Here is a 26179-nt window from a genome sequence, read left to right on the forward strand (position 1 = left end):
TAAGGCGCAAATAGTAATGGATTGTAAAAAAAATAGCAAAAAAGCCGGTACAATTAACCGGCTGTTAAGTCTTAAAATGTTACTGCTTGGCTAACTTAGTACAATTTAAACGCATTTTCAGCGATGATAGCCGCTGTTTGCTCACCAACCAGGTACTTTTCATCCAATTTGGACATAAGTTCAACACCCTGTTCTTGTTGTTTTTGTGTTAATGGCACATAGGGTAAACGCAGCACAGGTTTTACCGCGCCTGTCATCGCCAACGCCGTGTTAATGGCAATGGGGTTAGGTTCACAAAACAGCCAATTCATCAGCGGTGTAAGCTCGGCATTGAGCTCAGGTTGAGGTGATTTCAGCAAGTCACAAAACAGCTCGGGGATCAGGTTAGTGGCCACCGAAATCACACCATGGGCACCGTGCTGATGCACCGCATCATGAGCTTCATCATCATTACCTGACCAACAGGCGATGCCTTGGCTTTCATAGGCGGCAATGCGCTCGTTGCCCTGGCACTCTTTCATACCGATGAAGTTTTTGTGCTGGGCCAATAAGCCGATAAAGTCAGGGGTGAGATCCTGACCTGTGCGCCCCGGAACGTTATAGATAAAAGCAGGGCCGATATCGAGTACGGCATTAAAATGAGCTTGTAAGCCCAGCACAGAGGTACGGCCATAGTAAGGATTGATCTGCAAGGCGGCATGCATACCTGTAGCAAAACCGTATTTAGTGGCTTTAATAGCTTCACGGGTGTTGTTGCTGCCGGTGTTACCTATGATCAAGATACGTTCGGCAAAGGTAGCGACGCTGTGAGCAATCAGCATTAAATGCTCTTCCCAATTCATCAGTTGCCCTTCGCCGGTAGTACCGCCAACAACTATACCATCGACACCGGCGGCAATCTGGCGCTCCACCAAAGCATCAAAGGTTTCCAGGCAAATTTCGCCATCGTCGTTATACGGGGTCTTTATCGCAGTAATCACCCGTGCCTGTCTTAATTGCTCCATAGTTCCCATGCTATTGGCTTCTCTCACTAACTATTTTTACTAATTTAATCATATTCAAACGCCTATGCCGAGAGGAACGACACCTTTGCGTAATAATTTCTCCATTTTAAGGCTTGCAACTTAATCGGGTTTGAATCAAGATAACTGTATAAATATACAGTTATCGATTTACCTATGCATCTTTTGGATTATTTGGAACAATTTTTCTACCGGGAAGATCAGCTTTGCCAACACCTGGGTGTCGACCGTGAGCAACTTGAGCACTGGCAGCATCTGTGCATTTTTCCTCAGGCCAGCTATAGCCTGGAAAACACCATTCAATGCCACTCGGTACAGGGGATTTATGACTGTCAGGTATTTTGGCAGTACTACCCTATCGCTATGCAGGACTGGGGACGGCAAATTGCCAAGGCAAACATAGAGTCGGCCAGTGTAGCCTTTAACCTCTTTGCCCAGCGGGCGATGCAGGCGCTTTACTCTTTGCAAAACGAGGGACTCTACCTGGTTGACGACTACCTGGAAGATATTGACGAGCGACTCACCCACCTGTGGCAGCAATTTTTAAGCGGCCAATTCGGTACCCAAACCCGACAAGGGCAGATTGAAGAAATTATCCATATGGATGCATTACGCTACAGCATAGACACCCTTACCGAAGGGATGACGGTCACCGCCTTAAGTGCCGAGCAAAGGCAGCAATTACACCCAATTATGAAACAATTTTCCAAAGCGATTATTGAACCGCCTGGCCATGAATACAAGCATTCGCTGCGCGCCAAATACCTGGATGCCCTAGTGCTCAAGTATGATTTATCGTTAAAACGCTAAACTAAAGCGGAAATTGTCGACCCTTCCTTTACTGATGCACGCACGCCACATACACTAGGGTCTGTTGACCTTTGTTGTTTGTTTCTGCAGCAGTTTGTAGTGAATTTATACAAGGCGGCACATGTGTGGTGTAGTTATTCTACATAAACATGTAACAACACAGGAGAAATGCGCTACAAGCGCTGCCCTACGGGTTCATCTAAACGCATCCTGCTCTGTGTTGCTCGCTATGTACATAGAATGACTATGCATCATAACGAGCGTCGTGATCAGAATGCGTTTAGATTGAACATAAAGTAAACCGCAAAGATAAACAGACCCTAGGGTCTATATCAGTTATATGTTGAAATAATGACGATTTTCCGCTTTTTACTCGTTTCGTTCACCCTCAGCTTGCTGCTTATCAGTACGGGAGCTCAAGCCGATCCCGATGCCCAGCCGCTTAAGGTACGCTTTGTGAACCCCGGTCACCAGTTCGATAATTCGACCGGCCTGTTTTGGCGTAACGTGGCCCTGGCGATGGAAGCTGTGGCCGAGGATCTCGATATTAAATTGTCGGTCACCTATGCCAATCGCAATCATATTTTAATGAAGTCGCAACTGAACGACGCGCTCAGAAGCAATGCCGACTATGTCATAGTGGTTGACGAGAAAAAAGCCATAACCAAACTGATCAAGGCCGATGCTGAATTAGATAAGCCACTGTTATTTATTTATAATGCTCCGCAGGAGCACATTCTCACCACTAAACCAGATTGGCTGCTCGGCTATATTCTTCCCAATCATTTCGAGGCCGGTTATAAGCTGGCCCGCGGTCTGTTTGAGCGCGCCATTGAGCGTTTTGGTGAAGATGCCAAACTCAATATGCTGGCACTGTATGGCGATCACACTACCGATTCGGCACTCAGCCGCCAGCGTGGCCTGGAATTGTTTTTACGCCAGCACCCGGAAGTAAACCTGGTGTACCATGAAGTGGCAAATTGGTCCGCAGAGCAAGGCTATCGCAAAAGTATTCGCGTGCTTAGTCATATCAAGAATATCAATATGATTTGGGCAGCCAACGACCCTATTGCAGGGGGCGCTCTTAGAGCTGCTGCGAGTGTAAACTCGGCGCAGCTACCGGTCGTCGGCGGTATCAATTGGGATAAGATGGACACCGATGAACACCTTGATGTTTCCGTCGGTGGCCATGTGTTATTGGGGGCTGCGGCCTTGATCATGTTGCACGATGCCCATCATCAGGGCGATACCTTTATCTCTAGCAGTAACTTCGCCATATTTGAGCCCGATTCCGAGCAATATCAAATACTGATCAAGGCCATACAAGAACGTACCCTGGGCAATATTAACTTTAAGCGCTTTAGCAGCCTACACCAAGAGCCCTGGCCCTTTACCTTGCAAAACCTGGCTCTGTGTATACAAAAAGGCTGTTAGCCAAAAACAACTTGCTTCCAAGGGCAACCCGTAGTTAGCTGAATAATAAAAAGAATAACCCATGGGCAGGGACAGCAAATGTTAATGACATCCATCACGGCGCTGATCGTTTTAGGTCTGAGCGTCTATTTATACCAGCGCCGCAAAAAGCAAGCACAGCGAGTGTATATAGAGCGATATCAGTTTGCCCCGGCGATAGCCGCCAAAGTAAAGCACGCTTACCCCCATCTCAAAGACAAGGACGTAGAGCTGGTATTGCAAGGGCTAAGGGATTACTTTTATATCTGTCATCAAGCCGGCAATAAAATGGTAGCCATGCCCTCGCAGGTGGTTGACGTGGCCTGGCATGAATTTATCCTCTTTACCCGCAACTACCAGCAGTTTTGTAAAAAGGCACTCGGGCGCTTTTTACACCATACCCCAAGCGAGGCCATGAGAACCAAGGTGGTCGCCCAGGATGGTATCAGGCGCGCCTGGCGTTTAGCCTGTGCCAAAAGCAACTTACCCGCTGCGGCACCCACGCAGTTGCCCCTACTGTTCGCTCTTGATAGCCAGCTTAAAATTAAAGATGGCTTTGTCTACGCCTTAGATTGCAAGAATAAAAAGTCGCCCCTGTATGGCGATGGCTATTGTGCCGCCCATATAGGTTGTTCATCGGGATGTGCAGGTGACAGCGGTTCAACGTCGAGCTCGAGCGATAGTGTCGGCGGTGACTCAAGCTGCGGTGGAGGCTGTGGCGGCGGCGATTAACACCGCAACCAGTGAGAAACTAATACCAAATCTGTTAAGTATGTGATCAGACATAGCGCTGGATAAATGATGTGATAACAACGCGGAATTTTTCTTATGTAGTTATTCTACATAAGAAAAATTCCAACGCGGTGAGCACGACATTTAGCCCGCTAGGGTGATTAGCTATTTAAGTGAATTGGTATAAATATTATTGACCAAACAATAATTGCCACAAGCCCGGTGGCTCATGAAGCTCATGGTATTCCTTGCGCAGTGAGTCAATGCTTTTTAGGGCCACGCTCGCTTGCGCCAATTCGTTGTTCTGCGCCAAGGTACGAGCCAGTGCAATCTGCTCCAACACCTTGTCCAACCCCAACTGAGACTTTTCCGGCTCTTTGTTAAAGCGAGCCTGCTTGGCTTGCTCTACCAAGGTCTCTAGCTCGTCCAAGGCCATAAGCATTTGCCCTTGATCTTCGGCTTTAACCGCTTGTTTAAAGCTGTGGCCCATTTTCTTCATCACGGCTTCGAGATCAACGCTCTGCTGAGCCGTTGTCTGCATTGACGCCAGACCAATAAAAACACCAAGAAACAGGGATAAGACTAAACGCATGGGAGAAACCTCTTAATTCAACTTGCCGACATTGTACCTCAGCACAGTCTCGACACAAGGGCGCTGTCAATCCCCTTTACACTAGTCATCCAGCGCGCTTGGCCACACATGAGGTTGTGCATAACTGAGGCGGCCAAGGCGGCTGCCAACATGGTATCCATCTAATCCCGTTATCGCCACCGTATCTATACTGTGAAGGTCGATATGGCCGTCGCTGCACAAGGCGTTGTCACTGACCTCCCCCTGTTCGATTGCGCCAATCAAGATCAGGGTGCCATTTTGTTCTATGACCTGCTCGGCAACCAATTTCACCGAATATTTCAACAGGCTTTGGCTGACGAAAGGAGCGGGACACTCACCGATAAATTGAGGTTCTAAGCCCACCGCATCAAATTCACTTTCATGCACAGCGTACTTGGCCGATGTCTGATGCGCGGCCTGCCAAAAACCAGTGTTCACCTGGTTAATGGTATACCAACCCGTGGCCCTTATATTACTCAGGGTATGGCGCTCCACCACATCCGGGCGCATGATCATGGCGACCAAAGGGGGATGCGCCCCCAGGTGCACCACAGAGCTGACAATGGCTAGGTTATGGTTACCCTGGCCATCTGTGGTGCCCACCAGGTTTGCACTTTTATACCCCGACAAGCTGTTTACAAAATGCGCTCTGTAGCGTGAGGGCATTGCACCGAGATCGTCTTTACTAAATTGCATTATTATCTTCTCTATAAACTTTAAAATTCAATGGGTTGTCTATTCCAGTCATAGAAGCCGCAGGGCGGAAGAAAGGCATAATCTGTACTGAGCTCCCGTAAACGCTGGGCGACAAAATGAGGGGTAAACAACTTGCCTGCAGGCACATTTTTTTGAAAAGGCTTAGACAGCGCACTGTCCGTGGTACCGGGATGAAACAATAAAAATTTGCTTTGCTTGTGCGTGCGCCGGATTTCAATGGCGGCGGTTTTGGTAAGCATATTCAAGGCCGCCTTTGAGGCGCGGTAGCTATACCAGCCCCCCAGACGGTTATCTGTGATGCTGCCGACGCGGGCACTTAAAATGGTAACCACGCATTGCGCTTTGGGCGCCAGGAGCTTGCTTAGGTTCGACAGCCACCACATGGGAACCACTGTGTTACACCGCATCACCTCGAAAAAAGCCGACTGCGAAAAAGCAGTAAGCGATTTTTCTGGCTGCACCTCCTCTGCGTGCAGCATGCCGTTGCAAATATAAATGTGTTCAAAAGCCAACCCCTGTTGCTGGGCATCAAGGCACCAGTTGGCAATCGCCTGCTCACTGTAAGTCAAACAGCTGTGTCGCTCACGCTCGAGCCTGACTCTGCTCACGCTGTGCACCTGCGTCCCGTGTAACTCCAACTCATCGATAAGAGCTTGGGCTATGGCACTCGAGGCGCCTATTATCAGGGCTCTACTCATGTCGCTCACCGACTGCGCACTGCCCTTTGCATACGCTTGCCGATAGCCAACCCGCTATCCGGTGGCGATTATTCGCAAAAATTCGATAGCAGCAGTCTGCGACAATACGGATCAATGGCCAGCGCAACACCCTTAACCAAGGGTACTTACCAACCGCCCGCCACACGGCGACATTGGCATCCAACCCCAGTAAAATCTGCCCTTTGTCATCAAGGGCATGCAAGGTATTTAAAGCGGCGTGATAATCAATCATGGGGAAAGATGAAAGGTCTTCATCGTTATTAATATCGATTAGTACAAGGGCACCCTTATGAGCGTACCCTTTTAATTTTCTGATCTCGGCAGCACACAGCGGACAATTGCCGTCATAAAATAAAGTGAGCATACATTTCCTCCGTCTGGCATTACGAACAGAGGCCGCCTTAAGATCACCCAATAAAAAAGCCCTTACGCAGAGGTAAGGGCTTGGTGGTAATGCAAATGTGACAGGGAATAATTAGCTGGCGCTGCGTAGACTCATGTCTTGGCCGTCGGCACGGGTGCCGTCCGGGCGCAGCAGGTTCATATCGAAATCGAATTCATCGACGCGAATAGCCAGCTCACGCTTGCGGTTATAATCAACCAAAGACGCATACTCGTTGGCATCGATCACACTGGCTGCCAGGGCATTATCCAGCGTCTCGGCAAAACGCACACCAGAGCGAATCTGCTTCGACTTAATGGCCTTGCGTACCTTGGCCAGGCTCTCAAGGTTTGCCAGCTTGGCTTTATAGGCCTGCTCGTTGATATCGTGACCATCGCCCGGCGTTGGCTTCACCAGATGCGTCAGCTGGGCTTTAATGGCCGTATCCAGTTGCGCCTGATGGGCCAGTTCGCGAACCAAGTTGTCGCCAATGGCTGGCATCTTGTAACCATACTGCCAGGTTAGGAAACGCATAAACTTACGAGTGCCCGATGCCGGGAAGTTATCCAAGAAGGCATGCAGTGCCTGCTCTGCCTGTTGCAGTGCCCAGCGGGTCGCATAGTGGAAGTATGGCGCCGCTTGCTCGCGATCTGCGCTGCTGACCTTTTGCTCATAGTATTTAATCGAAGCCATGGCCGCATACATATAGCTCATCACATCGCCCAGGCGCGCCGACAGCATTTCCGCCTGCTTTAACTTTCCGCCCAAAACCAACAAGGAGAAATCCGCATACACGGCTAGGCGTGACGACAACTTGTGCACCGCCTTTTCATACTGGCGTACTTCAGGCAAAGACGATGCACTTGGCGCGGTAAAAGGCAGTAAACCATGTTTGAAAGCACGCAGCGCATTGGCGGTGCTGTAACCCACAGTTTTACGCAAAATACGATTAAAGGTGGCATCGGCATCTTTTTCTTGCGAGTGAATGGACTCCACCATGCTCTGCAAGTAAGGGTGACAGCGCATCACGCCTTGACCAAAGATCATCAGGTTACGCGTCAGGATATTCGCCCCTTCTACCGTAATGGCGATGGGCTGGGCAACAAAGCCGCTGGCCAGGGTGTTTTGCGGGCCGCGCTGAATGGCTTTACCGGCTTGAATATCCATGGCCGAGTTCAGCACGTCGCGGCCGATTTCGGTCATATGGTACTTAGCAATGGCGGTTACTACCGAAGGTTTTAGACCCATGCCCAGACCTTCTGTGGTGAGCACACGCATGGCTTCTTGTAAGTAGGTTTTACCGGCGATATCGGCCAGCTTTTCCTGAATACCTTCAAACTGACCTATGGCCAGACCAAACTGTTCACGCACCGCGGCATACTCGGCGGCGCCCTTAAAAGAAACCTGAGATACCGACACGCCTAGAGCTGGCAGTGAAATACCACGGCCGGCACCCAAACAGCTCACCAGCATCTGCCAACCGCGACCGATGTTCTTTTGTCCGCCGATAATAAAGTCCATAGGAATAAAGACTTTTTCACCGCGCGTCGTACCATTGTAAAAACGCACGCCCATAGGGTCGTGGCGATTACCCAGCTCCACACCCGGGTGGGTATTTGGAATCAGCGCACAGGTAATGCCGAGGTCTTCCTTATCACCCAGCAGGTGATCCGGGTCCTGCACCTTAAAGGCTAAACCCAATACGGTGGCGATAGGTGCCAGGGTGATATAACGCTTGTCCCAGGTTACTTCCAGGCCAAGTACCTTCTCGCCCTGGTATTCACCTTCTTTAACCACGCCGATATCCGGAATACCACCGGCATCCGAACCCGCTTCCGGGCTGGTCAGGGCGAAACAAGGAATATCGCGCCCATTGGCAAGGCGCGGCAGATAATGATTTTGTTGCTCTTCGGTACCATAGTGCAGCAATAGCTCACCCGGGCCCAAGGAGTTTGGCACCATCACGGTCACGGCAACCGCCGATGACTTAGTTGAAATGGTGGCCACTATGGTCGAGTTGGCATAGGGGCTAAATTCAAGACCACCGAACTTCTTCGGAATGATCAGCGAGAAGAAACGTTCTTTTTTCAAGAACTCTAGAATATGCTCAGGCAGATGCGTGCCCGATTGAATCTCGGACTCATCGATCATTTCCAACAGCTGGGCCACGGGGCCATCTAGGAAAGCTTGCTCTTCTTGGCTCAAGGTTGCCGCTGGCACATCGCGCAGCGCCGCGAAATCCGGTTTACCACGGTAGATAGAACCTTCTAACCATACATCACCGGCGTCCAGCGCCTCTTGCTCTGTGATGGAAATACTAGGAAGGATTTTTTTTAATTTTTTACGTAAGCTCATAACCAACTCATCTGACCAGTTAATTTCCATTATTACGTCATAAAAATCTGAATAGATCAATTGGTCCAACCAGTTTTTTTAACACAAATTTCAAACTTTATTTGCCTTATTCGCCCCAAGCGCCTGAATTACCGCGCTTTGAGCGTACAGGTGTACGCAAAAATAATTTTGCTCAGTACGTGACTCAAGGAGGGGGTTCGAGTGCTCCGCTAGTGAAAAAGCATGAAACAAATACACAGGGAGAAGATTGTTTGGGGAAAAATGAGCGCCGCAGCAAGCGCCCAACAACACAGAGCGCGCTCGATAGAGAGCGCAATAAAGGCACTAGGGCTAAAACTCACCGCTACGGGCATTTAGAAGGGTAATTAAATCCTTTGGTGCCAAGGCCAGCTCAACACCGCGCTTGCCGGCACTGACATAAATTGTTTCCTGCGCCAGGGCGCTTTGATGCACATACACGGGCAGTCGTTTCTTTTGCGCAAAGGGGCTCACGCCGCCGAGCACATAGCCGGTTACCCGCTCCACATCGGCCCCCGCGGCCATGGCCGCTTTTTTACAGCCCGCCAGTTTGGCCAGAGATTTGGTATTCACCTGTTGGTTCACCGGGGTAATGGCGACCACAAACCCTTGCTCTGCGGTTTCCAGCACCAAGGTTTTGAATACGCAGGCCCCGTCCAGTGCCAATTTATCTATGACTTCCTGACCATAATTATCAACCTGGGCGTCATGCTCAAAACTGATGAGCTCAAACTTCACCTTATGCTTGGTTAAAAAGGTTACCGCTGGGGTCATGTCCAATCCCTTGTTCAAAGAATTACCATCAAGCAGCATACTGTTTACTTAGGGCATTTGTCTATGCTCCATCGGGTCTATGAGATCCAGCTTTTGCTGATGTGCTGTTTGGCACAAAAAGTAACGGAACACGACACTTTAATGTATTGATTTAAACGAGTTGTGCGGATATGATAATAACTATCATTTACAATTAGCCTTGGATCCCCACGCTATGAATTCATTGTATAAATCAGTCAAAACCTTGGGCGTGAGCCTGTTATTCGCCTCTGCATTTAGCTTTCAGCCGGCCTTTGCCAACGGTCCTATCGGCGAACACGTTAATCACCTACAAGAAAACCTAAAAGATTATTCCGAAGAAGTACAATGGATGATTGGCAAGGTTGATGCCATGGTCAGCGATTACGAGGCTAAAGGCAACAAGGCGGTCAATAGCGATGACCTCGTTGAATACTGGGAATCGGTTAAATTTCACAGCGCCATCGAAACTAACTATGTGCCCGTTTATGCTTCTATCTGGCAAGGGCTTTACGGCATCAAGATGGCCATAGACAATAAAGCGCCAGCGGCCGAAGCACGTAAGCAACAAGCAGCACTCAATGCCGCGCTTTGGCAAGGCCTGGGCGCAGTTAAACTGGCGGCGCAATTCCAGCAAAAAGGCCTGCTTCAGAGCGTTAAGGCTACGGCTACAGAGACCATGACACAAAGCGCCACCATGGACGAGATCAAGCATAAGCTCGACCGTGTCGTTGCCAAATATGCAGAACGCCTTGGCGATGAAGCCACGCAGATCGTTCATGACACCTACCTGCACCTGTTTGAAGGCGTTGAAGGCACCTTAATTGAGCAAGATGCCAACCTGGTTGAAGAATTGGAAAAAGACTTCAATGTGACCTTGCCAAAGGCGATTGCCGATAACCAAAGTGTCGATGACGTACGTGCCGTGGTTGTTGCCATGCAAAGCAAGCTTGATCGTGCCAAAAAACTAATTGAAAAGGCCGAAAAAGCCCGTAAGGACGTGTTCTAAGTGAAACGCAGAACCTTTATTCAGGGTCTGGCCGCCTTTGGGGTAGCCAGCACCTTGCCGCTCCCCCTAGCGCGGGCATTCGCGGCCACCGCTGCCAACCCGGTATCGGTGGACAGTCTGCCCGCCCTCGAAGGCAAGCTAACCTTATACCTTGGCCGTGGCGAAGGCGGTCTGTATGAAAATGTCCTGCAAGCCATTCAAGATAAAAACCCGAATTTAGAGCTGGGTATTCGCCGCGGCCCCACCGCAGCCCTGGCCAACACCATAGTCGCGGAAGCGAAAATGGGCGTACGCCGCGCCGATTTATTCTGGGCGGTGGACTCCGGTGCCATAGGCTTGGTAACCGATGCCGGGCTGGCGCAGCCACTGCCTGCTGACTTATCGGCACAACTGCAACCTCAGTTTCGCTACGAGGGCTGGGCGCCGGTGACCGGCCGCATACGCACCCTGCCCTACAACACAGATCGTTTGACCAAGGAGCAGATCCCGGACAGCATTATGGCCATTGCCGACAGTGACCTGAGTATTGGCTGGGCCCCGGCCTATGCCTCATTCCAGTCCTTTATCACCGCGATGCGTTTGCTTGAAGGTGATGATAAAACCGCCAAGTGGCTGAAAAAGGTGAAAAAGAAAGCCAAATCCTATGCCGGTGAACTGGGTGTAGTGATGGCTGTGGAGCGCGGTGAAGTAGACATAGGTTTTGCCAATCACTACTACAGTCTGCGCCTTAAAGCGGGTAAACCCGAAGCCAAGTTAGATCTTGCTTTTACCCAAAATGATGCCGGCTGTTTGGTTAATGCCTCAGGTATTTTGGCCTTGAATAAAGACCCGCTGGCAACCAACTTTATGCGTTACCTATTAAGCGCTGAGGTACAGGGTTATCTGGCCCGTGAGGCCTATGAAATCCCGCTTATCGAAGGCATTAAACCGCCCGAAGGATTGCCCTCACTGGCCAGCATTTCACCGCCTAAAATAGACTTAACGCAATTGGCGGACTTGCGCCCGACCCTGGATTTAATGCGTAACAACGGTGTGCTCTAATGCGCCTACCCGCTTCCTACCCCATGGCGCTGCTTGCAGCGCTAGTTGCCTTAACCCCTGTGTATGTGCTGCTCACGCTCGCCAGTGACGCCAGTAATGTATTCGACAGCCATAACCTCACCATACTCGGCAATACCCTGTCGCTGATGGTACTTACTGTGTTGGGCTCGATCATTATCGGCGTGCCCCTGGCCTTTATCAGCGCCTACGTGCATCTACCGCTGAAGAAGATGTGGCTAGTGGTGTTTGCCGCGCCCTTAGCCATCCCCAGCTATATCGGCGCTTTTACCCTGTATGCGGCCTTTGGCGCGGGGGGAGAAATCAACCAGCTGTTTGGCATAGCCACGCCGCCCATGTATGGCCTCAGTGGCGCCGCCATTGTGATGACCCTGTACACCTTTCCCTTTGTGATGCTGACCACCCGCTCTTCGCTGCTGAGTCTCGATGCCAGCATGGTCAATGCCGCAAGAACCTTGGGCATGTCGATGACCATGAGTGTATTTAAGGTAATTTTGCCCCGGGTGGTAAACGGTATTGCCGCCGGCGCCTTGTTGGTGGCCTTGTATACCCTGTCCGATTTCGGCACCCCGGCGATGATGCGCCTCGATACCTTTACCCGGGTGATCTATGTGGAATACAACGCCTTTGGTTTAAACCGCGCCGCCATGCTGTCGTTGCAGTTGATGTGTATAGTCGGCTTTTTGCTGTTTTTAGAATCACAAATAAAAACCGCCACCGAGCGCCATGGTCGTCCCTTGATCTTGTTCCCCAAGCCCTGGCAAGTAGCGGCCCTGTTCGCCACCTTCGCCCCCGTACTGCTATTGGCGATAGGCCTGCCTTTGGGCATTTTTTCGCTGTGGCTGGCCCGCGATGGTCTGGCCGAGTTCGACTTTACCATTGCCTGGCATTCGGCCTACGCCTCGGGCATAGCGGCACTGGTGGCGGTGATCGTGGCTATCCCTGTGGCCCATGCAGCGCTCAGCGGTAAGGCCGGTCGTGTTATGGAACGTATTACCTATTTTGGCTTTGGTATTCCCGGTATCGTCATGGGCACCGCACTGGTTTACGCCGGCCTGCAACTACCCATGCTTTATCAAACTCTGGCTCTGCTGGTTATCGCGTATGTGCTGCGGTTTTTACCCTTGGCGGTGGGCTCGGTGCGCACCAGCACCGAGCATATGGACGCCAGTTTAGTTAAATCGGCGCGGGTATTAGGAGCCAGCCCACGAGAGGCCTTTACCCGCATCACCTTGCCGTTGACCGCGCGCGGTATAGTCGCAGGTGCTGCCTTGGTATTTTTAGAATCAATGCGAGAATTAGAGGCCACACTCTTGCTCGGCCCGACTGGATTCGAGACATTATCGACGTACCTATGGCGCGTCTATGAAGCGGGCTACTTTGGCCGCGCCGCCATCCCCGGGCTCTTGCTTGTAGTGATCTCCGCCTGTGGTTTAGCTATTATGCTTTCCGGTGAAAAACGCAGTCACTAGGGTCTGTTGACCTTTGTTGTTTGTTTCTGCAGCAGGTTGCTGCCCTACGGGTTCATCTAAACACATCCTGCTCTGTGTTGCTCGCTATGTACATAGAATGACTATGCACCATAACGAGCGTCGTGACCAGAATGCGTTTAGATTGAACATAAAGTAAACCGAAAAGATAAACAGACCCTAATAAAGGATCAAAAATACATGTTATCTGTTAGTAAGTTGGCTATCGATTATGGTAGCAGTCGGGTCGTAAGCGACTTAGATCTCTCATTGGGTGAGAGCGAGATCCTGATGCTGGTTGGTCCTACCGGCTGCGGTAAAAGCACCATTTTACAGGCCCTCGCCGGGCTTATTCCAATCAGCGCCGGAGAAATCAACCTTGGCACCTGGCGCGCCACCCCAAAGTTACATGTGCCCCCGGAAAAACGCCGTGTCGGCATGGTGTTTCAGGACTTTGCCCTGTTCCCCCATCTCACCGTACAGCAAAATATCTGCTTTCGCTTAAAGGACACCTCCTTAGCGGAGCACTGGATTGAACTGCTTGGTCTTGGTGCCTTTGTCGATAAAAAGCCCGCCACACTGTCAGGCGGCCAAAAGCAACGGGTGGCATTAGCGAGAACGCTCGCTCACCAGCCAGACTTTGTGCTTTTAGATGAGCCTCTGTCGAATCTGGATGCGGCGCTTAAAGACACCTTGCGCTGGGATATTCGCAATGCCTTAAAAGACGCGGGCGTCCCGGCGATTTGGGTGACCCACGACCAAGAAGAAGCCCTGTCGGTAGGCGACCGAGTCGGGGTGCTCAAAGACGGACGTATTCAGCAAATCGATTCTCCTGAGCACTGCTTTAGCCTGCCGAGCAATCGCTTTGTAGCGCGCTTTTTAGGCGAAGCCAGCTTTATTGCCGGCGACTATCAACACGGCCAAGCCAGCACCGCCATAGGCATAGCGCCAGCGCAAGGCATAGATTGTGATGCAGGCGCCGTGGATGTATTACTGCGCCCGGATGACGTGCTGTTGGCGCAAAATGGCGATAACAGTAACGGCACTGTAACCTGGGTGCGCTTTGAAGGCGGCAGTCGCCTGTGTGCGGTTGAGTTGACCTGCAATACCCTAGTCACCAGCCGAGTAAGCCACGAGGTGATGGTACGTCCCGGCGACAAGGTGCATATCTCGCTCAGTACCTCCCATCCCTTGGCTGTGTATCAGCAGCATCAATAAAAAAACCTTACTAGGAGCCCGTGATGCTGGGCTCCCGCTCCCCACTCTCACCTGGCCAATTCTTTACCGCCTAAATTGAGGTAACTTATTGCCTTTACTAAATAAAGCCTAGTTTTTAGAATTCAAAAGGTGCTAAGGTAATCATCATATTTTCTCGCTCTACAGCCTTAGCCATCCAAGGAAGACGGCATGATAGTCCCCAAGTATTGGTCCGAATCGCAAGCAAAAACCCGCGCCAACAACCGACAATACACAATCAAGCGCTTTGGCTGGTCAGATCTCAGTGAAGAAGATGCAAAGCAGCACGCGGATCAGCGTCTTGATGACGCACTCAAGACCCTGAGCGAGCAAGGCGATGTGCGACGCATTGATCATAAAATTTCCTATAACGGTGCCGAGGGTATTCCCATCCGCGAAGAGGTCGTCTCTAAGCATCAAGACGTGGTTATTTCCAGAAACTCCTATGGCGCCCTGTGCTTAAATACCCCGGATGTGATGTTTGCTGACATAGATCTCGATAGTGCACCTTCGACGAGACTCGTTACCTGGGTGTTTATTGGCCTGGCACTTGCTGGGGCTGTTGTAAGCGTGGTCACTGGCTCCTGGTGGGTTTTATTTGCCGCGCTACTGGCGTCGCTGATGCTCTCTTCACCCATTGCGGGTTTTATCAATAACCAGCTAATTAACCGCAGGGGGGGTTTGGAGCAAGAGGCCATTACCCGCTTTCAGCAGGTCTCTGCCGATAATCCAGCGCTTCATATGCGCATTTACCAGACATCCATGGGCTTTCGCATTCTCTTTATGGAGCAAACCTATGAGCCCACCAGTGAGCGCTCGGCGGCGCTGTTAAAAAGTCTTGGCTCGGACAGGGTCTATATGCAAATGTGTCGCAATCAGCGCTGTTTTAGGGCCAGGGTCAGCCCCAAACCCTGGCGAGTGGGCATAGAAAGGCTTCGTCCGCGCCCTGGGGTCTGGCCTATTAAGGCGGAGCGCCTTAAAGAGCGGCAGGACTGGATAAACGCCTATGAGCGCAAGGCCAATGATTATGCCTCGTGCAAATTTATGATGAAACTCGGCTCCGATATCACCGACCCAAAGACAATTCATGTGATGGCGCTGCACGACGACTTGTGTAAGGCTAATCGCGAATACAGCCTTGCCTAACGGCCCAAAGAAGATGAAAAAATCCAATAAAATAATCATCTTGGCGCTATTTTCTTACATCCTTGCGGCCTTTATAGACAGCTATTTTCTCTATGCCCACGACAAGGAAAGCATTACCTTTTTGCCTCATACCCTGTTTATTTCCTTTTGCTGTTTTGTCTGGTGTAAATACCACGGCGCAGAGAACTCAATAACCCATCTTGGTTATTTTCCCTTGTTTTGCGCCCTAATCGGTTTTATCGGCATTCCCGCCTATGGCTACAGTAAATTCGGTTTTAAACGAGGCAGTAAGATATTCGCCGGATTTTTAGCCTGCCTATTTGCCACTATGCTGTTGCTCAGTGCTGTCGATTTTGGGGTTAAAGCCGCTTACACATAAGTGGCTTATGCCTTGTTTATCTTAAATATTTTTAACTTGTAATATTTACCGCTAGAATGGCGCCGAACCCAAGCCCCATGCCTTGGGGCCAAGAGATTTAATCGAGAAGGGAATGTTATGTTTTCATGGATTTTTAAGAAAAAGCCCAAAATGGCAAAAGAGCTAAACCACACCATTTTAGGCACGCTAAAATACGATAGCGAGAGTAATAAATGGGTGGGCAACTATAATAACAAGGCCATCACCCTGGAGCACGAACAGGGCGCCTTAGAGCCAAACCCGCAGCTAATTTCTTACGCTGTACAAATAGTTAGGGACTCGGCCTGGGTAGAAACGAATTTAGAAAAACAAAAATCCACATTTGCCCAGCAGCAGAGCTCGCTCTCACCGACGCAAATAAAGGATCTTGCCTCCCTCTATATTCAAAGCATGCACTTTTATCTGATAAAGGATAAAGGCTATACCTATTTTATGTTGGGCCCGGATGATTGCGAAGACGTCTGGCAATTGGAGTTGCTCAACGAGAAAACCTTTGAACTTACGGTTAACTAGCCTCATATAGGCACAACCACGGCCTTAGTTATAAGTTGTGCCTTCAACACTCCCACTAATCTACAATACCGCCCTTACCTATCCAATTAACAAAAATACGCCCTAGTTCAGTGGCTTAAATAGCAATTTTCACACCTAAATAGCAGGCTTAAAATTAGGCACTATACTAATCTATCTAACGGGTTTGGTTTCAAATTGGTTGTTCCGATAGGGGTGTTACATACCTGCTGGGGGAAGCCGATAGGCAAGGAACAAAGCAGTTAAAGAAGTTTGCAGCCAAACGATTATTCACCTTAAGGACGCTCAACAATAAAGCGTTCGGGTTGAACAGAGGGAACTATGAAGGTGCCTCTAGGTTTGGGATTTCTTTTAACTTACCTTGTTTATCAGGCAGGGCAGACCCCCTTTTATGTGGGGGCCTGGCAACTCGATGAGGCCAAAACCCTTGCCAGTCTGCTTTCGCAGGATGAAATCCCCGCAGAAGAGCGACTTATGCTTAGGGATAATATCAACTCAGGTATTGTCCATGTCTTGCATGAGCATGCCTTTACCACCTACCCCGCCAACCGCATGCCCGAGCAGCTCAAGTTTACTCCCCATAAGGTGGAAATCCTTGGTGACACTACGATTAGAACCACCTATTTTAGCCGCCCCCAAAGAGCGGATATCATTCAGATCCTCACCTTTGAAAGCAATTGCTACTATATACGTGCCAGTAAATGGCAATTTAAACAGTATTATTGCCGGGTGGAGTAAGGGTGCAAACAAGCAACAGGCCGCGCCAATAAAATGTTCATATAACGCTTTTAGCTTCTCTATAACCAGGCTGTCTAATAACCGAGTTCAAAACCAAGCACATCTGCTTGTTGCCCCCTAGGTATACTGCTAACTTATTGCTCTAAATGAAAAAAGTTCACTTTATCAATAAGGGGTTAGATATGAATAACGAACAACGCCGCGAAATAATCAAAACAAGCTGGGAAATACACAACTTAGTTGAAAGTAGTTATTTAGCCCTTACAACGGCTAAAGGAGAACCGCAATGGCTGGAGAAACAGCGGGTTTTGCTTGCTGACATGGCAATTCATCTAATGCAAACGTCACTCAACCCCGGTGAACTCGACTTAGAAAAGCTTAAAAATAACCTGCATGCAATTTTGACCATCTCAGATCAATTTTTACCGCATGCCGAGCTAAAAAAGGTCACCGAAAAAATCTATAAATAACGCCCAAGTGTAACAATCCCGCCTCTCGAACCTACTGACACAGAGCCAGCCAACCAGGTAGTCACTGCACGCTTCTACGCGCTTCTTTTAACACTCGACACCTCACTAAATAAAATCTGCTTAGGTAGGCTCATTGTTTTTACACTAGAGTTAAAGTATCGGACTTTAGTGAGCGGAGGCGATTATGCTTTTAAAACGACTAAGGGTGTTCACCCTGATTCTGGTCTGCCTGCTGCTGACCTGGTTGGTACAAGCCGAATACAGTTACTGGCAACAACAGCGCCAATGCGTGATGCGCTGCGAACAACTAACCCCGGTGAAGGCTGCTGCCATCAATGATATTCGTTACAGCGACAGCGCCGAACTGTGCCAGTGCAGTACGGACGGCGAACAGGCCATTTTGCTAAATTGAGCCTGAGTAAAAGGCCATAAAAAAAGCGCCTTACGGCGCTTTTTCACTATTTTCTGCTTATACCAAATCTGTTAAGTATGTGAGCAGAGATAGCGCTGGATAAATGATGTGATAACAAGGCGGAATTTTTCTTATGTAGTTATTCTACATAGAAAAATTCCAACACAGTGAGCACGATATTTAGCCCGCTAGAATGATTAGCTATTTAAGTGAATTGGTATTACTTCGTCAGGTCGTCAAAGAACTTTTTCACGCCATCGAAGAAACCTTTCTCCTTAGGACGGTACTTTGAGCTGTCTTTGCCCATGCTCTTTTCCAACTGCTCCAGCAGTTCACGTTGTTCGCTGTTCAAGTTAACCGGGGTTTCGATCACTACTTTACAGATCAGATCACCCACTGAGCCTGAACGAACCGATTTCACACCTTTACCACGCATACGGAACATTTTACCCGTTTGCGACTCGGCCGGTATTTTCAGTTTGGCGCGACCGTCTAAAGTCGGCACTTCAATCTCGCCACCTAAGGCAGCCGTGGTGAAGCCAATCGGAACTTCACAATACAGATTGTTGCCATCACGAACAAAAATAGGGTGCTCGCGCACGCTCACCTGCACATACAAGTCACCCGCTGGTGCGCCATGGGCCCCCGCTTCCCCTTCGCCGGCTAGGCGAATACGGTCGCCGGTATCAACACCCGCCGGGATCTTCACCGACAAGGTCTTGGTCTTTTCTACACGGCCCTGGCCATGACAACTGTTACAAGGGTCCGAGATAACCTGACCTGTGCCCTGACAGGTTGGACAGGTTTGCTGCACCGCAAAGAAACCTTGGCGCATCTGTACCTGACCTGCACCGTGACAGGTGTGACAGGTTTTCGGCGTTGAGCCGGCTTTAGCACCCGAGCCATCACAGGGCTCACAACTCACCCAGGTTGGAACCTTGATTTCGACGTCTTTACCACGAACCGCCTCTTCCAGGCTCAGTTCCATGTTGTAACGTAAATCGGCGCCGCGTTGTTGACGAGACTGGCGACGGCCACCGCCGAAGATATCGCCGAATACGTCACCAAAAATATCACCGAAATCACCGCCGCCACCAAAGCCGCCGTGACCACCGCCACCGCCTTGTTCAAATGCAGCATGACCAAACTGATCATAGGTTTGTCGTTTCTGCGCGTCGTTAAGAATTTCGTAGGCTTCTTTCACCTCTTTGAACTTGCTCTCAAGTTCCTTGTCGCCGGCAGTACGATCCGGGTGATATTTCATCGCCAGGCGCTTATAAGCCTTTTTAATGTCGCGGTCACTGGCGTCTTTGGCTACACCCAGTACCTCGTAATAATCGCGTTTTGACATATCTACCACTATTTTTAAAAATCTACATACACTAAGGGCGCGTCAAGCGATTTCCGCCAGCGCGCCCCGTGTGCAACAAGTATATTACTTGTCGTCTTTCACTTCTTCAAACTCAGCATCAACAACGTCGTCGTCTTGCTTTGCTTGCTGCTGGCTACCTGCATCGGCGCCACCTTGCTGCTGGGCTTTCGCTTGCGCGATTTCCATTAGCTTTTGTGACTTCTCGATAAGCGCTTGAGTTTTCGCATCGATTTCTTCTTTGCTTTCACCCTTGATAGCCGTTTCTAGCTCGGCTACCGCCGCTTCGATAGCTTCTTTATCTTCTGCAGGTAATGCATCACCGGCTTCTTCGATTTGCTTACGGGTACCGTGAACCATGGCATCGGCTTGGTTACGGGCAGTTACAAGCTCTTCGAACTTTTTATCCGCTTCGGCATTGGCTTCAGCATCACGTACCATTTTTTCTACTTCTTCATCGCTTAGACCTGAAGAAGCTTGGATGGTGATCTTTTGCTCTTTACCTGTGTCTTTATCTTTTGCAGACACGTGTAGGATACCGTCGGCGTCAACATCGAAAGTTACTTCGATTTGTGGCTCACCACGGCGTGCCGCACGAATACCTTCTAGGTTGAACTGACCCAGCGACTTGTTGTCAGCCGAGCGCTTACGCTCACCTTGTAACACGTGAATGGTTACTGCACTCTGGTTGTCATCTGCAGTCGAGAAGGTTTGCGACTTCTTCGTTGGAATCGTCGTGTTTTTCTCGATCAGCGTAGTCATAACCTGACCCATGGTCTCGATACCTAGAGACAGTGGGATAACGTCCAGTAATAGTACGTCTTTTACTTCACCGGCTAGTACACCACCTTGAACCGCAGCACCTACGGCTACCGCTTCATCTGGGTTCACGTCTTTACGTGGCTCTTTACCGAAGAACTCAGCAACTGTCTTCTGTACCAGAGGCATACGTGTTTGACCACCAACTAGGATGATGTCGTTGATATCGCCTACAGACAGATCTGCATCAGCAAGGGCTTTCTTAAGTGGTTCAATAGACTTGGTTACCAGGTCTTCAACCAGTGACTCAAGCTTCGCACGAGTCAACTTCACGTTCATGTGCTTAGGACCAGTTGCGTCTGCAGTAACGTACGGCAGGTTCACTTCGGTTTGCTGTGCACTTGAAAGCTCGATTTTCGCTTTTTCAGCCGCTTCTTTAACACGCTGCATGGCTAGCGGGTCGTTACGCAGGTCGATGCCTTGCTCTTTTTTGAACTCGTCAACCAGGTAGTTGATTACACGGTTATCGAAGTCTTCACCACCTAAGTGCGTGTCACCGTTAGTCGCTAGTACTTCAAAAGTGTGCTCGCCTTCAACTTCGTCAATCTCGATGATTGAGATATCGAAGGTACCACCACCTAAGTCATATACTGCAACTACGTTGTCGCCTTGTTTGCGGTCCATACCGTAAGCAAGTGCTGCAGCAGTTGGTTCGTTGATGATACGTTTAACATCAAGACCCGCGATACGACCGGCATCTTTAGTTGCCTGGCGCTGTGAGTCATTGAAGTAGGCAGGAACTGTGATTACCGCACCTGTTACTTCTTCACCAAGGTAATCCTCGGCGGTCTTTTTCATCTTTTTCAGTACTTCGGCTGAAATCTGAGGTGCAGCGCGTTTTTCGCCCTTCACTTCTACCCAGGCGTCGCCATTGTCTGCTTTAACAATTTTGAACGGCATGATGCCGATATCGCGCTGTACTTCTTCGTCTTCAAAACGACGACCGATAAGACGCTTGATTGCAAATACTGTGTTTGTAGGGTTAGTTACCGCCTGACGCTTCGCCGGCTGACCTACTAGCGTTTCACCGTCTTCGGTAAACGCAATGATAGAAGGGGTAGTGCGATCGCCCTCGGCGTTTTCAATTACGCGCGGCTTGTCGCCATCTAGTACTGCAACACACGAGTTAGTAGTACCTAAGTCGATTCCAATAATCTTACCCATGAATCTTCTCCAACTTCAAAAATCTGTTTAACTGTTTGATGCTTTACTAAATAGGGGTCAGTTTTGCTAATTCAAGCGCGATAGCTAAAAAAAATTCGTTTTTTTGAAATTTTTTTCAAATTGACCACTCTACAAACAAGGTTTACGCGTTAAACTGGTCGGACAAGAACAAATAGGAATCAGATTATGACTTTTGATCAGCTTATGGCCTTGGTCAGTGAAAAAGACACCCAAACCCTGCAGTTCCCCGAGACATGGACTCAGGGGCGCACCGCTTTTGGCGGGCTCTCCTGCGCCTTTGCTTTGCAATCCATGTTGCTGCATTGCCATGACGAGCGCACCCTGCGCTCCTTTAGCGCCCAATTTGTCGGCCCCATCGCCCCGGATGAGCCTTTTACCTTGTCTTTTAACTTGCTGCGTGAAGGTAAGAATTCAAGCCAATATGCGGCCACTATTACCCAACATAATCAGGTCTGTTTAACTGTGCAGGGCTTGTTTGCCAAAGACCGCGCGTCCATTGTTGAAGTGCCCTACGCCCAATTGCAGGGGAAACAGGCGCCTAACGCCGATAACTGCTTGCCCTTTGTGCAGGGGGTGATGCCCAATTTCTTCCAGTATGTGGATTTAAATTTAGTGGCAGGTGGCATGCCCTACAGCTCCAGCCAAGCCACTGACTTAAGTGGCTGGATGCGCTTTAAAGAGCAAACTCAAGATTATGACTGGACTCATCTTATCGCCCTGATTGACAGCTGGCCACCGTCGCAGCTGCAGATTTTCCCAAGCCCGGCGCCGGCCAGTAGCATGAGCTGGCATGTGGAATGCCTGCATCTGCCAAAGCTTAGCGCTGGCGACTGGGTGGGGGTGGATATCACCACCACGGCTGCCCACAACGGCTATGCCTATGAAGATGCCACCTTATATACCGAGAGCGGCGATGTGATAGCCCAAAGTAAGCAAACCGTCGCCTTATTTGCCTAGGCAGGTTTTAGCTAAATTGTGGTCGGTGTCCAGGCACCGGCCATGGTCCAGGTTGCCAATGTTCCCGCCACTGGATTGTCACAGGCACTTAGCCGCTTTTAAATTTCCCCTGCCCTAACCACATTTTTATCTTACTCAGTCACCACTTAGCTGCATTTATGTAACAATAAGTTACTAGGATTAAGCGGCTAAAACGGCTATTCTTACCAGATACGCGGTAATTTATTATTTTTGGGAAGCCATGCGTCTAGCCTGCTCACATTGTGATTTCATTGTTGAAGTTCCAGACTTAGCAGCCGGGCAAGTCGCCAAGTGTCCTCATTGTCGCAGCCAAATTAATCTTCGTACCGAAAATAATGATGCCCAGGTTGTCGCCCTAAGCCTGAGCGCTATCATACTTTTGCTCAGCTCGGTGTTTTACCCCTTTATTTCTTTTTCCAGCAACGGCCTGACCCAGACCATCACCCTGCCCGATGCCGGGCGCATGCTATTTAACTACGACAGCACCTTGCTTGGGGTGTTTATCGATATCAGCATTATTATCTTGCCGCTGCTGATGCTGATCTTGCTGGTGCCCTTGCACATGGGTTTACTGCGCAGCCTGCCCAAACAATGGGGAAGGCGCGTTCTAAAGTTCACCCTGGCGCTGGAGCTCTGGGTGATGTCGGAGATTTTCCTGGTCGGCGTGTTGATCAGCATGGTTAAGATCATGAGCCTGGCCGATGTGTCCTTCGGGCAGAGCTTTTGGGCCTATGCCGGTTTTGTGATCTGTTATATCGCCACCATGAGCCGGGTTAACAATGAGCGTTTATGGCAGCAGATCAGTCCCTATCAGGATGTGCCGGTCAGCAGTGGTATTCGCGCCATAGATGCGCAATTACGCGCCTGTCATACCTGCCATCAGTTAACCACAGAAAAACGATGCCCCAGGTGTCACACCGCCACCCATTTTCGCAATATGAAAGGGCTGCAAAAAGCGGCGGCCTGGCTGATCACCTCTGTGCTGCTTTATATACCCGCCAATGTATTGCCAATCATGTATACCACCAGCCTGGGCTCTAGGGAGCCATCGACGCTGATCGGCGGTGTTATTTTATTATGGGAAGTGGGCTCTTACCCCATAGCGACCATTATATTTTTAGCCAGTGTGGTGGTGCCTTTCGCTAAGGCCATGGTGCTGGCCACCCTGTGCGTACTGGTCTATCGTCAGGTTGGCAGCCGTTCAGGCACCTATACGCGCCTGTATCAGGTGACCGAATTTATCGGCAAGTGGTCGATGATCGACGTTTTTGTGGTCGCCCTGTTAGTGGCCTTAGTGCAGCTGGGCAATCTTATGTCTGTGGAGCCGGGATTCGGCGCCATGTGTTTCGGAGCTATGGTGATCTGTCAAATGCTCGCCGCTCATTCATTCGACCCAAGATTGATTTGGGATCCCCCCGAACAGGTAAAGGGAGTGGTAAATGACTAAACCTGCATACATACAAGCCGCGGCAAGAATTTCACCGATTTGGTTGATCCCCTTGCTGGCGCTGTTTGTCGGTGCATGGATGTTGCTTGAATATCAATTAGATAAAGGGCAAACCATCTATATAAAAATGGCTCAGGCCGAGGGCATAGTCGCCGGTAAAACGGAGATCAAGGTGCGCAGCGTAAAAATAGGCACGGTTGATGCCATTCGCCTGGCCAATTCACGTGATCATGTCATAGTGCGAGCCCAAATCGATAAACATTACGACTCCTTACTGAGCGAAGACGCTAAGATGTGGGTGGTAAAACCACGCATCGATGAAACCGGCGTTAGCGGTTTTAGTACCCTGCTTTCGGGCGTGTATATCGAATTTGCCCCTGGCGAAAGCGACGAGCTGGTTAACCGATTTGAATTACTAGAAGAGCCGGCCCTGATTGGCAACGATGTAAAAGGCGCCCGCTATAAGCTCTCCAGCCGTAATGCCGAAGTACTTGAAGTTGGTACAGGCGTCTACTTTAAAGGTTATCTTATCGGCCAAATCGAAACCGCCCACTTCGACTGGGATCAACAGGTGATGCGCTATGGCCTGTTTATCAATGCACCATACGAAAATCTGGTTACACTCAACACAGTGTTTTGGGTGCAATCCGGCCTTGAGGTGAACCTGGATGCAGATGGCATCAGTATCAAAACCGGCTCACTGTCTAAACTGCTTAAAGGCGGCATTTCGCTAGGAATTCCCGAGGACAATTCACCGGGTCCCGTGGTTAAAGAAGGCCATACCTTTAGTCTCAGTGAAAGTTACAGCAAGGCACTAGAACAACGCTTTTATGATTTCGACCATTACCTGGTCCAGTTTGAACAGTCGATCCGTGGCCTGCGCGAAGGCGCACCGGTGGAATACCGTGGCATGCGCATAGGAACGGTAGAGCAAGTGCCCGCCGAGGTGATCATAGATGGCGCTCCGGCCCACTTTGGCGATACCAGCAGTGCAGTGCCCGTGTTGGTGCGCATCGAATACGGTCGTCTCTATCGCGATACCCAACAAGCAAGGGAGTATTGGCAATCCCGCGTTGAAGGTTGGTTGGCCGAGGGCTTAAGAGCCTCGCTTAAACCCGGCAACCTGCTTACCGGCGCCGTGTATGTGGATTTAGACATGTATCCGGATGCCGAGCCGGCGGTGCTGACCAAACGTGGTGAATATACTGTATTCCCAAGTACATCGAGCGGTATCTCGGCGTTAGCGAACCAGCTCAACGATGTGCTTAACAAGGTGAAAAACCTCAAGGTCGAGCAAAGCCTGTCACAATTTGAGCAGACCATGGCCAATTATGAAGCTCTGGCCGCGGATATGCGCACCTTTATTAATGAACCTGCGACACGCGCCCTGCCCGGTGATATCAGCAAGGACATGGCCGATATCAGCCAAAGCATGCGTCAGTTCGAGCAAAGTATGGAGCAATTTGAGCTGACCATGGCCAGCTTCCAAAACGGCTCCGGCATGTATCAGGAGCTGCAAAGCACATTACAGCAAGTACAGCGCCTGATGGACGAATTACAGCCGCTGTCCCGAGGCCTGAACGAGCAACCGAATATGCTGATTTTCGACAAGGAGCTGCCCGTCGACCCTACCCCAAGGAGTAAAGATTAATGTCGCGATTACTTACATTACTGATGGCCTGCGCCCTGCTCGGCGCCTGCTCAAGCAGCAGCACGAGTTTGCATCATTATCAGTTGCAAGGCACAAATCAAAACGAGGCGCTGGGTTCCCTGTTTAGCCGCGATCATCTGCAAAGCGAACACCTGCTGCGCCTAAGCCCTATTGCTGTGCGCGGTACACTGAATAACCGCGCCATGGTGATCAAACGCTCCGAGCATCAGGTGTACAGCGCCAACTATCATTTTTGGGCCGATGCACCGGCGCATTTACTGGCCACCATGGCGCAGTCGCAGTTGATGCAAGAACTCGATAAGGTGATGGTGGTCAAGGGTGCAGATGTCTATGCCGAGCAGTTGCAAGCCTCATTTTTTCAGCTCGATGTCAGCATAGAGCAGTTTAATGGTGGTTTGGACAACAATGCGGAAATAGCAGGCACCTGGCGACTGTCTAAGGTGGATGCCAAGGGCAAGCTGCATGTGTTGAAAATTGCCCGCTTTTATCACAGCCAAGCCCTGGCCGAAGATGGCTACGAAGCCCTGGCTAAGGCCTTAAGCCAAGCCTGGCAACAAGCCTTGAGCGAAATGAGCGCTGAGATTAATAAGTTAATTTCAAATACCTAAT

At 50.0% G+C, this 26179-nt stretch carries 26 protein-coding genes; 17 read left to right on the forward strand and 9 right to left on the reverse strand.

All coding sequences use genetic code 11. From position 1 onward, the window contains the following. Positions 1 to 95 precede the first annotated feature (95 nt). Positions 96 to 1013, reverse strand: a complete 918-nt coding sequence (gene dapA / locus C2M24_RS08560; protein WP_105214209.1) for a 4-hydroxy-tetrahydrodipicolinate synthase — start codon at positions 1011 to 1013, stop codon at positions 96 to 98. 165 nt (positions 1014 to 1178) lie between these two features. Here dapA and C2M24_RS08565 point away from each other — a divergent pair, with 165 nt between their 5' ends. The 3 genes from C2M24_RS08565 to C2M24_RS08575 all read left to right on the forward strand — a co-directional run bounded on the left by C2M24_RS08565 (position 1179) and on the right by C2M24_RS08575 (position 4016). Beyond that, positions 1179 to 1832, forward strand: a complete 654-nt coding sequence (locus tag C2M24_RS08565) for a DUF6058 family natural product biosynthesis protein (RefSeq protein WP_105201475.1) — start codon at positions 1179 to 1181, stop codon at positions 1830 to 1832. 351 nt (positions 1833 to 2183) lie between these two features. Beyond that, the gene (locus tag C2M24_RS08570; protein WP_105214211.1) at positions 2184 to 3266 is read left to right on the forward strand and encodes a substrate-binding domain-containing protein; all 1083 of its coding nucleotides are present in this window, start codon (positions 2184 to 2186) and stop codon (positions 3264 to 3266) included. A 78-nt stretch (positions 3267 to 3344) separates the two neighbouring features. Beyond that, positions 3345 to 4016: a glycine-rich domain-containing protein gene (locus tag C2M24_RS08575; RefSeq protein WP_199775700.1), complete on the forward strand. Its 672-nt coding sequence runs from the start codon at positions 3345 to 3347 to the stop codon at positions 4014 to 4016. A gap of 190 nt (positions 4017 to 4206) precedes the next feature. Here the strand turns inward: C2M24_RS08575 and C2M24_RS08580 are convergent, their stop codons facing one another. The 6 genes from C2M24_RS08580 to ybaK all read right to left on the reverse strand — a co-directional run bounded on the left by C2M24_RS08580 (position 4207) and on the right by ybaK (position 9594). Then, complete coding sequence (locus tag C2M24_RS08580) at positions 4207 to 4608, reverse strand: cytochrome b562 (protein ID WP_233999526.1); 402 nt, start codon at positions 4606 to 4608, stop codon at positions 4207 to 4209. Between the two features lie 81 nt (positions 4609 to 4689). Further along, positions 4690 to 5325 carry a flavin reductase family protein gene (locus C2M24_RS08585; RefSeq protein WP_105214215.1) on the reverse strand — a complete coding sequence of 212 codons (636 nt, stop codon included), beginning with the start codon at positions 5323 to 5325 and terminating at the stop codon, positions 4690 to 4692. Between the two features lie 20 nt (positions 5326 to 5345). Continuing rightward, positions 5346 to 6044, reverse strand: a complete 699-nt coding sequence (locus C2M24_RS08590; protein WP_105214217.1) for an SDR family NAD(P)-dependent oxidoreductase — start codon at positions 6042 to 6044, stop codon at positions 5346 to 5348. After that, positions 6037 to 6429 (reverse strand): thiol-disulfide oxidoreductase DCC family protein, encoded by a 393-nt coding sequence (locus tag C2M24_RS08595; RefSeq protein WP_105214219.1) that lies wholly within the window; start codon positions 6427 to 6429, stop codon positions 6037 to 6039. The genes C2M24_RS08590 and C2M24_RS08595 overlap by 8 nt, the downstream gene beginning before the upstream one ends. Positions 6430 to 6540: 111 nt before the next feature. Next, the gene (locus C2M24_RS08600) at positions 6541 to 8802 is read right to left on the reverse strand and encodes an acyl-CoA dehydrogenase (RefSeq protein WP_105214561.1); all 2262 of its coding nucleotides are present in this window, start codon (positions 8800 to 8802) and stop codon (positions 6541 to 6543) included. Positions 8803 to 9132: 330 nt separating this feature from the next. Further along, the gene (gene ybaK, locus C2M24_RS08605) at positions 9133 to 9594 is read right to left on the reverse strand and encodes a Cys-tRNA(Pro) deacylase (protein WP_105201481.1); all 462 of its coding nucleotides are present in this window, start codon (positions 9592 to 9594) and stop codon (positions 9133 to 9135) included. Positions 9595 to 9808: 214 nt separating this feature from the next. On the opposite strand from ybaK, the gene C2M24_RS08610 reads away from it, so the two are divergent. The 10 genes from C2M24_RS08610 to C2M24_RS08655 all read left to right on the forward strand — a co-directional run bounded on the left by C2M24_RS08610 (position 9809) and on the right by C2M24_RS08655 (position 18100). Then, positions 9809 to 10621, forward strand: coding sequence for a hypothetical protein (locus C2M24_RS08610; protein ID WP_105214221.1), 813 nt, complete (start codon positions 9809 to 9811; stop codon positions 10619 to 10621). Next, a complete protein-coding gene (locus tag C2M24_RS08615; protein WP_105214223.1) occupies positions 10622 to 11662 on the forward strand; it encodes a substrate-binding domain-containing protein in 1041 nt (346 codons plus the stop codon). Then, positions 11662 to 13152 carry an ABC transporter permease gene (locus tag C2M24_RS08620; protein WP_105214225.1) on the forward strand — a complete coding sequence of 497 codons (1491 nt, stop codon included), beginning with the start codon at positions 11662 to 11664 and terminating at the stop codon, positions 13150 to 13152. The genes C2M24_RS08615 and C2M24_RS08620 overlap by 1 nt, the downstream gene beginning before the upstream one ends. 198 nt (positions 13153 to 13350) lie before the next feature. Then, a complete protein-coding gene (locus tag C2M24_RS08625) occupies positions 13351 to 14367 on the forward strand; it encodes an ABC transporter ATP-binding protein (protein WP_105214227.1) in 1017 nt (338 codons plus the stop codon). Between the two features lie 189 nt (positions 14368 to 14556). Next, entirely contained in the window at positions 14557 to 15531 is a 975-nt protein-coding gene (locus C2M24_RS08630) for a hypothetical protein (RefSeq protein WP_105214229.1), read from the forward strand. Between the two features lie 13 nt (positions 15532 to 15544). Next, the gene (locus C2M24_RS08635; RefSeq protein ID WP_105214231.1) at positions 15545 to 15910 is read left to right on the forward strand and encodes a hypothetical protein; all 366 of its coding nucleotides are present in this window, start codon (positions 15545 to 15547) and stop codon (positions 15908 to 15910) included. 117 nt (positions 15911 to 16027) lie between these two features. Continuing rightward, positions 16028 to 16462 (forward strand): hypothetical protein, encoded by a 435-nt coding sequence (locus tag C2M24_RS08640; protein ID WP_105214233.1) that lies wholly within the window; start codon positions 16028 to 16030, stop codon positions 16460 to 16462. Between the two features lie 339 nt (positions 16463 to 16801). Next, positions 16802 to 17218 (forward strand): hypothetical protein, encoded by a 417-nt coding sequence (locus C2M24_RS08645; RefSeq protein ID WP_105201489.1) that lies wholly within the window; start codon positions 16802 to 16804, stop codon positions 17216 to 17218. Between the two features lie 182 nt (positions 17219 to 17400). Beyond that, positions 17401 to 17688 (forward strand): hypothetical protein, encoded by a 288-nt coding sequence (locus tag C2M24_RS08650; RefSeq protein WP_105201688.1) that lies wholly within the window; start codon positions 17401 to 17403, stop codon positions 17686 to 17688. A 184-nt stretch (positions 17689 to 17872) separates the two neighbouring features. Continuing rightward, positions 17873 to 18100 (forward strand): hypothetical protein, encoded by a 228-nt coding sequence (locus C2M24_RS08655; RefSeq protein WP_158677907.1) that lies wholly within the window; start codon positions 17873 to 17875, stop codon positions 18098 to 18100. Between the two features lie 220 nt (positions 18101 to 18320). Here the strand turns inward: C2M24_RS08655 and dnaJ are convergent, their stop codons facing one another. Continuing rightward, a complete protein-coding gene (gene dnaJ, locus C2M24_RS08660) occupies positions 18321 to 19451 on the reverse strand; it encodes a molecular chaperone DnaJ (RefSeq protein ID WP_105201491.1) in 1131 nt (376 codons plus the stop codon). An 84-nt stretch (positions 19452 to 19535) separates the two neighbouring features. Next, a complete protein-coding gene (gene dnaK / locus C2M24_RS08665) occupies positions 19536 to 21452 on the reverse strand; it encodes a molecular chaperone DnaK (RefSeq protein ID WP_105201492.1) in 1917 nt (638 codons plus the stop codon). A 186-nt stretch (positions 21453 to 21638) separates the two neighbouring features. Here dnaK and C2M24_RS08670 point away from each other — a divergent pair, with 186 nt between their 5' ends. The 4 genes from C2M24_RS08670 to C2M24_RS08685 all read left to right on the forward strand — a co-directional run bounded on the left by C2M24_RS08670 (position 21639) and on the right by C2M24_RS08685 (position 26178). Then, positions 21639 to 22430, forward strand: a complete 792-nt coding sequence (locus C2M24_RS08670; protein ID WP_105214235.1) for an acyl-CoA thioesterase — start codon at positions 21639 to 21641, stop codon at positions 22428 to 22430. 241 nt (positions 22431 to 22671) lie between these two features. After that, positions 22672 to 23898: a paraquat-inducible protein A gene (locus C2M24_RS08675; RefSeq protein ID WP_105201494.1), complete on the forward strand. Its 1227-nt coding sequence runs from the start codon at positions 22672 to 22674 to the stop codon at positions 23896 to 23898. Further along, on the forward strand, positions 23891 to 25549 hold the full coding sequence (gene pqiB / locus C2M24_RS08680) for an intermembrane transport protein PqiB (protein ID WP_105201495.1): 1659 nt from the start codon (positions 23891 to 23893) through the stop codon (positions 25547 to 25549). Before C2M24_RS08675 ends, pqiB begins: the two co-directional genes overlap by 8 nt. Beyond that, positions 25549 to 26178 carry a PqiC family protein gene (locus C2M24_RS08685; protein ID WP_105214237.1) on the forward strand — a complete coding sequence of 210 codons (630 nt, stop codon included), beginning with the start codon at positions 25549 to 25551 and terminating at the stop codon, positions 26176 to 26178. Before pqiB ends, C2M24_RS08685 begins: the two co-directional genes overlap by 1 nt. The last annotated feature ends 1 nt before the right edge of the window (position 26179 follow it).

The sequence above is a fragment of the Pseudoalteromonas sp. T1lg22 genome, from assembly GCF_002964645.1.
GTDB lineage: Bacteria > Pseudomonadota > Gammaproteobacteria > Enterobacterales > Alteromonadaceae > Pseudoalteromonas.

Bases quoted from the DNA above. Each gene is read 5' to 3' on its own strand.
- C2M24_RS08585 (WP_105214215.1), bottom strand. From the start codon at position 5,325: ATGCAATTTAGTAAAGACGATCTCGGTGCAATGCCCTCACGCTACAGA.
- C2M24_RS08635 (WP_105214231.1), top strand. From the start codon at position 15,545: ATGAAAAAATCCAATAAAATAATCATCTTGGCGCTATTTTCTTACATC.
- C2M24_RS08685 (WP_105214237.1), top strand. From the start codon at position 25,549: ATGTCGCGATTACTTACATTACTGATGGCCTGCGCCCTGCTCGGCGCC.
- C2M24_RS08600 (WP_105214561.1), bottom strand. From the start codon at position 8,802: ATGAGCTTACGTAAAAAATTAAAAAAAATCCTTCCTAGTATTTCCATC.
- C2M24_RS08625 (WP_105214227.1), top strand. From the start codon at position 13,351: ATGTTATCTGTTAGTAAGTTGGCTATCGATTATGGTAGCAGTCGGGTC.
- C2M24_RS08610 (WP_105214221.1), top strand. From the start codon at position 9,809: ATGAATTCATTGTATAAATCAGTCAAAACCTTGGGCGTGAGCCTGTTA.
- C2M24_RS08675 (WP_105201494.1), top strand. From the start codon at position 22,672: ATGCGTCTAGCCTGCTCACATTGTGATTTCATTGTTGAAGTTCCAGAC.
- C2M24_RS08640 (WP_105214233.1), top strand. From the start codon at position 16,028: ATGTTTTCATGGATTTTTAAGAAAAAGCCCAAAATGGCAAAAGAGCTA.
- C2M24_RS08650 (WP_105201688.1), top strand. From the start codon at position 17,401: ATGAATAACGAACAACGCCGCGAAATAATCAAAACAAGCTGGGAAATA.
- C2M24_RS08575 (WP_199775700.1), top strand. From the start codon at position 3,345: ATGTTAATGACATCCATCACGGCGCTGATCGTTTTAGGTCTGAGCGTC.
- dnaK (WP_105201492.1), bottom strand. From the start codon at position 21,452: ATGGGTAAGATTATTGGAATCGACTTAGGTACTACTAACTCGTGTGTT.
- C2M24_RS08580 (WP_233999526.1), bottom strand. From the start codon at position 4,608: ATGCGTTTAGTCTTATCCCTGTTTCTTGGTGTTTTTATTGGTCTGGCG.
- C2M24_RS08595 (WP_105214219.1), bottom strand. From the start codon at position 6,429: ATGCTCACTTTATTTTATGACGGCAATTGTCCGCTGTGTGCTGCCGAG.
- C2M24_RS08630 (WP_105214229.1), top strand. From the start codon at position 14,557: ATGATAGTCCCCAAGTATTGGTCCGAATCGCAAGCAAAAACCCGCGCC.
- dapA (WP_105214209.1), bottom strand. From the start codon at position 1,013: ATGGGAACTATGGAGCAATTAAGACAGGCACGGGTGATTACTGCGATA.
- C2M24_RS08620 (WP_105214225.1), top strand. From the start codon at position 11,662: ATGCGCCTACCCGCTTCCTACCCCATGGCGCTGCTTGCAGCGCTAGTT.
- C2M24_RS08645 (WP_105201489.1), top strand. From the start codon at position 16,802: ATGAAGGTGCCTCTAGGTTTGGGATTTCTTTTAACTTACCTTGTTTAT.
- pqiB (WP_105201495.1), top strand. From the start codon at position 23,891: ATGACTAAACCTGCATACATACAAGCCGCGGCAAGAATTTCACCGATT.
- C2M24_RS08655 (WP_158677907.1), top strand. From the start codon at position 17,873: ATGCTTTTAAAACGACTAAGGGTGTTCACCCTGATTCTGGTCTGCCTG.
- ybaK (WP_105201481.1), bottom strand. From the start codon at position 9,594: ATGACCCCAGCGGTAACCTTTTTAACCAAGCATAAGGTGAAGTTTGAG.
- dnaJ (WP_105201491.1), bottom strand. From the start codon at position 19,451: ATGTCAAAACGCGATTATTACGAGGTACTGGGTGTAGCCAAAGACGCC.
- C2M24_RS08670 (WP_105214235.1), top strand. From the start codon at position 21,639: ATGACTTTTGATCAGCTTATGGCCTTGGTCAGTGAAAAAGACACCCAA.
- C2M24_RS08565 (WP_105201475.1), top strand. From the start codon at position 1,179: ATGCATCTTTTGGATTATTTGGAACAATTTTTCTACCGGGAAGATCAG.
- C2M24_RS08590 (WP_105214217.1), bottom strand. From the start codon at position 6,044: ATGAGTAGAGCCCTGATAATAGGCGCCTCGAGTGCCATAGCCCAAGCT.
- C2M24_RS08570 (WP_105214211.1), top strand. From the start codon at position 2,184: ATGACGATTTTCCGCTTTTTACTCGTTTCGTTCACCCTCAGCTTGCTG.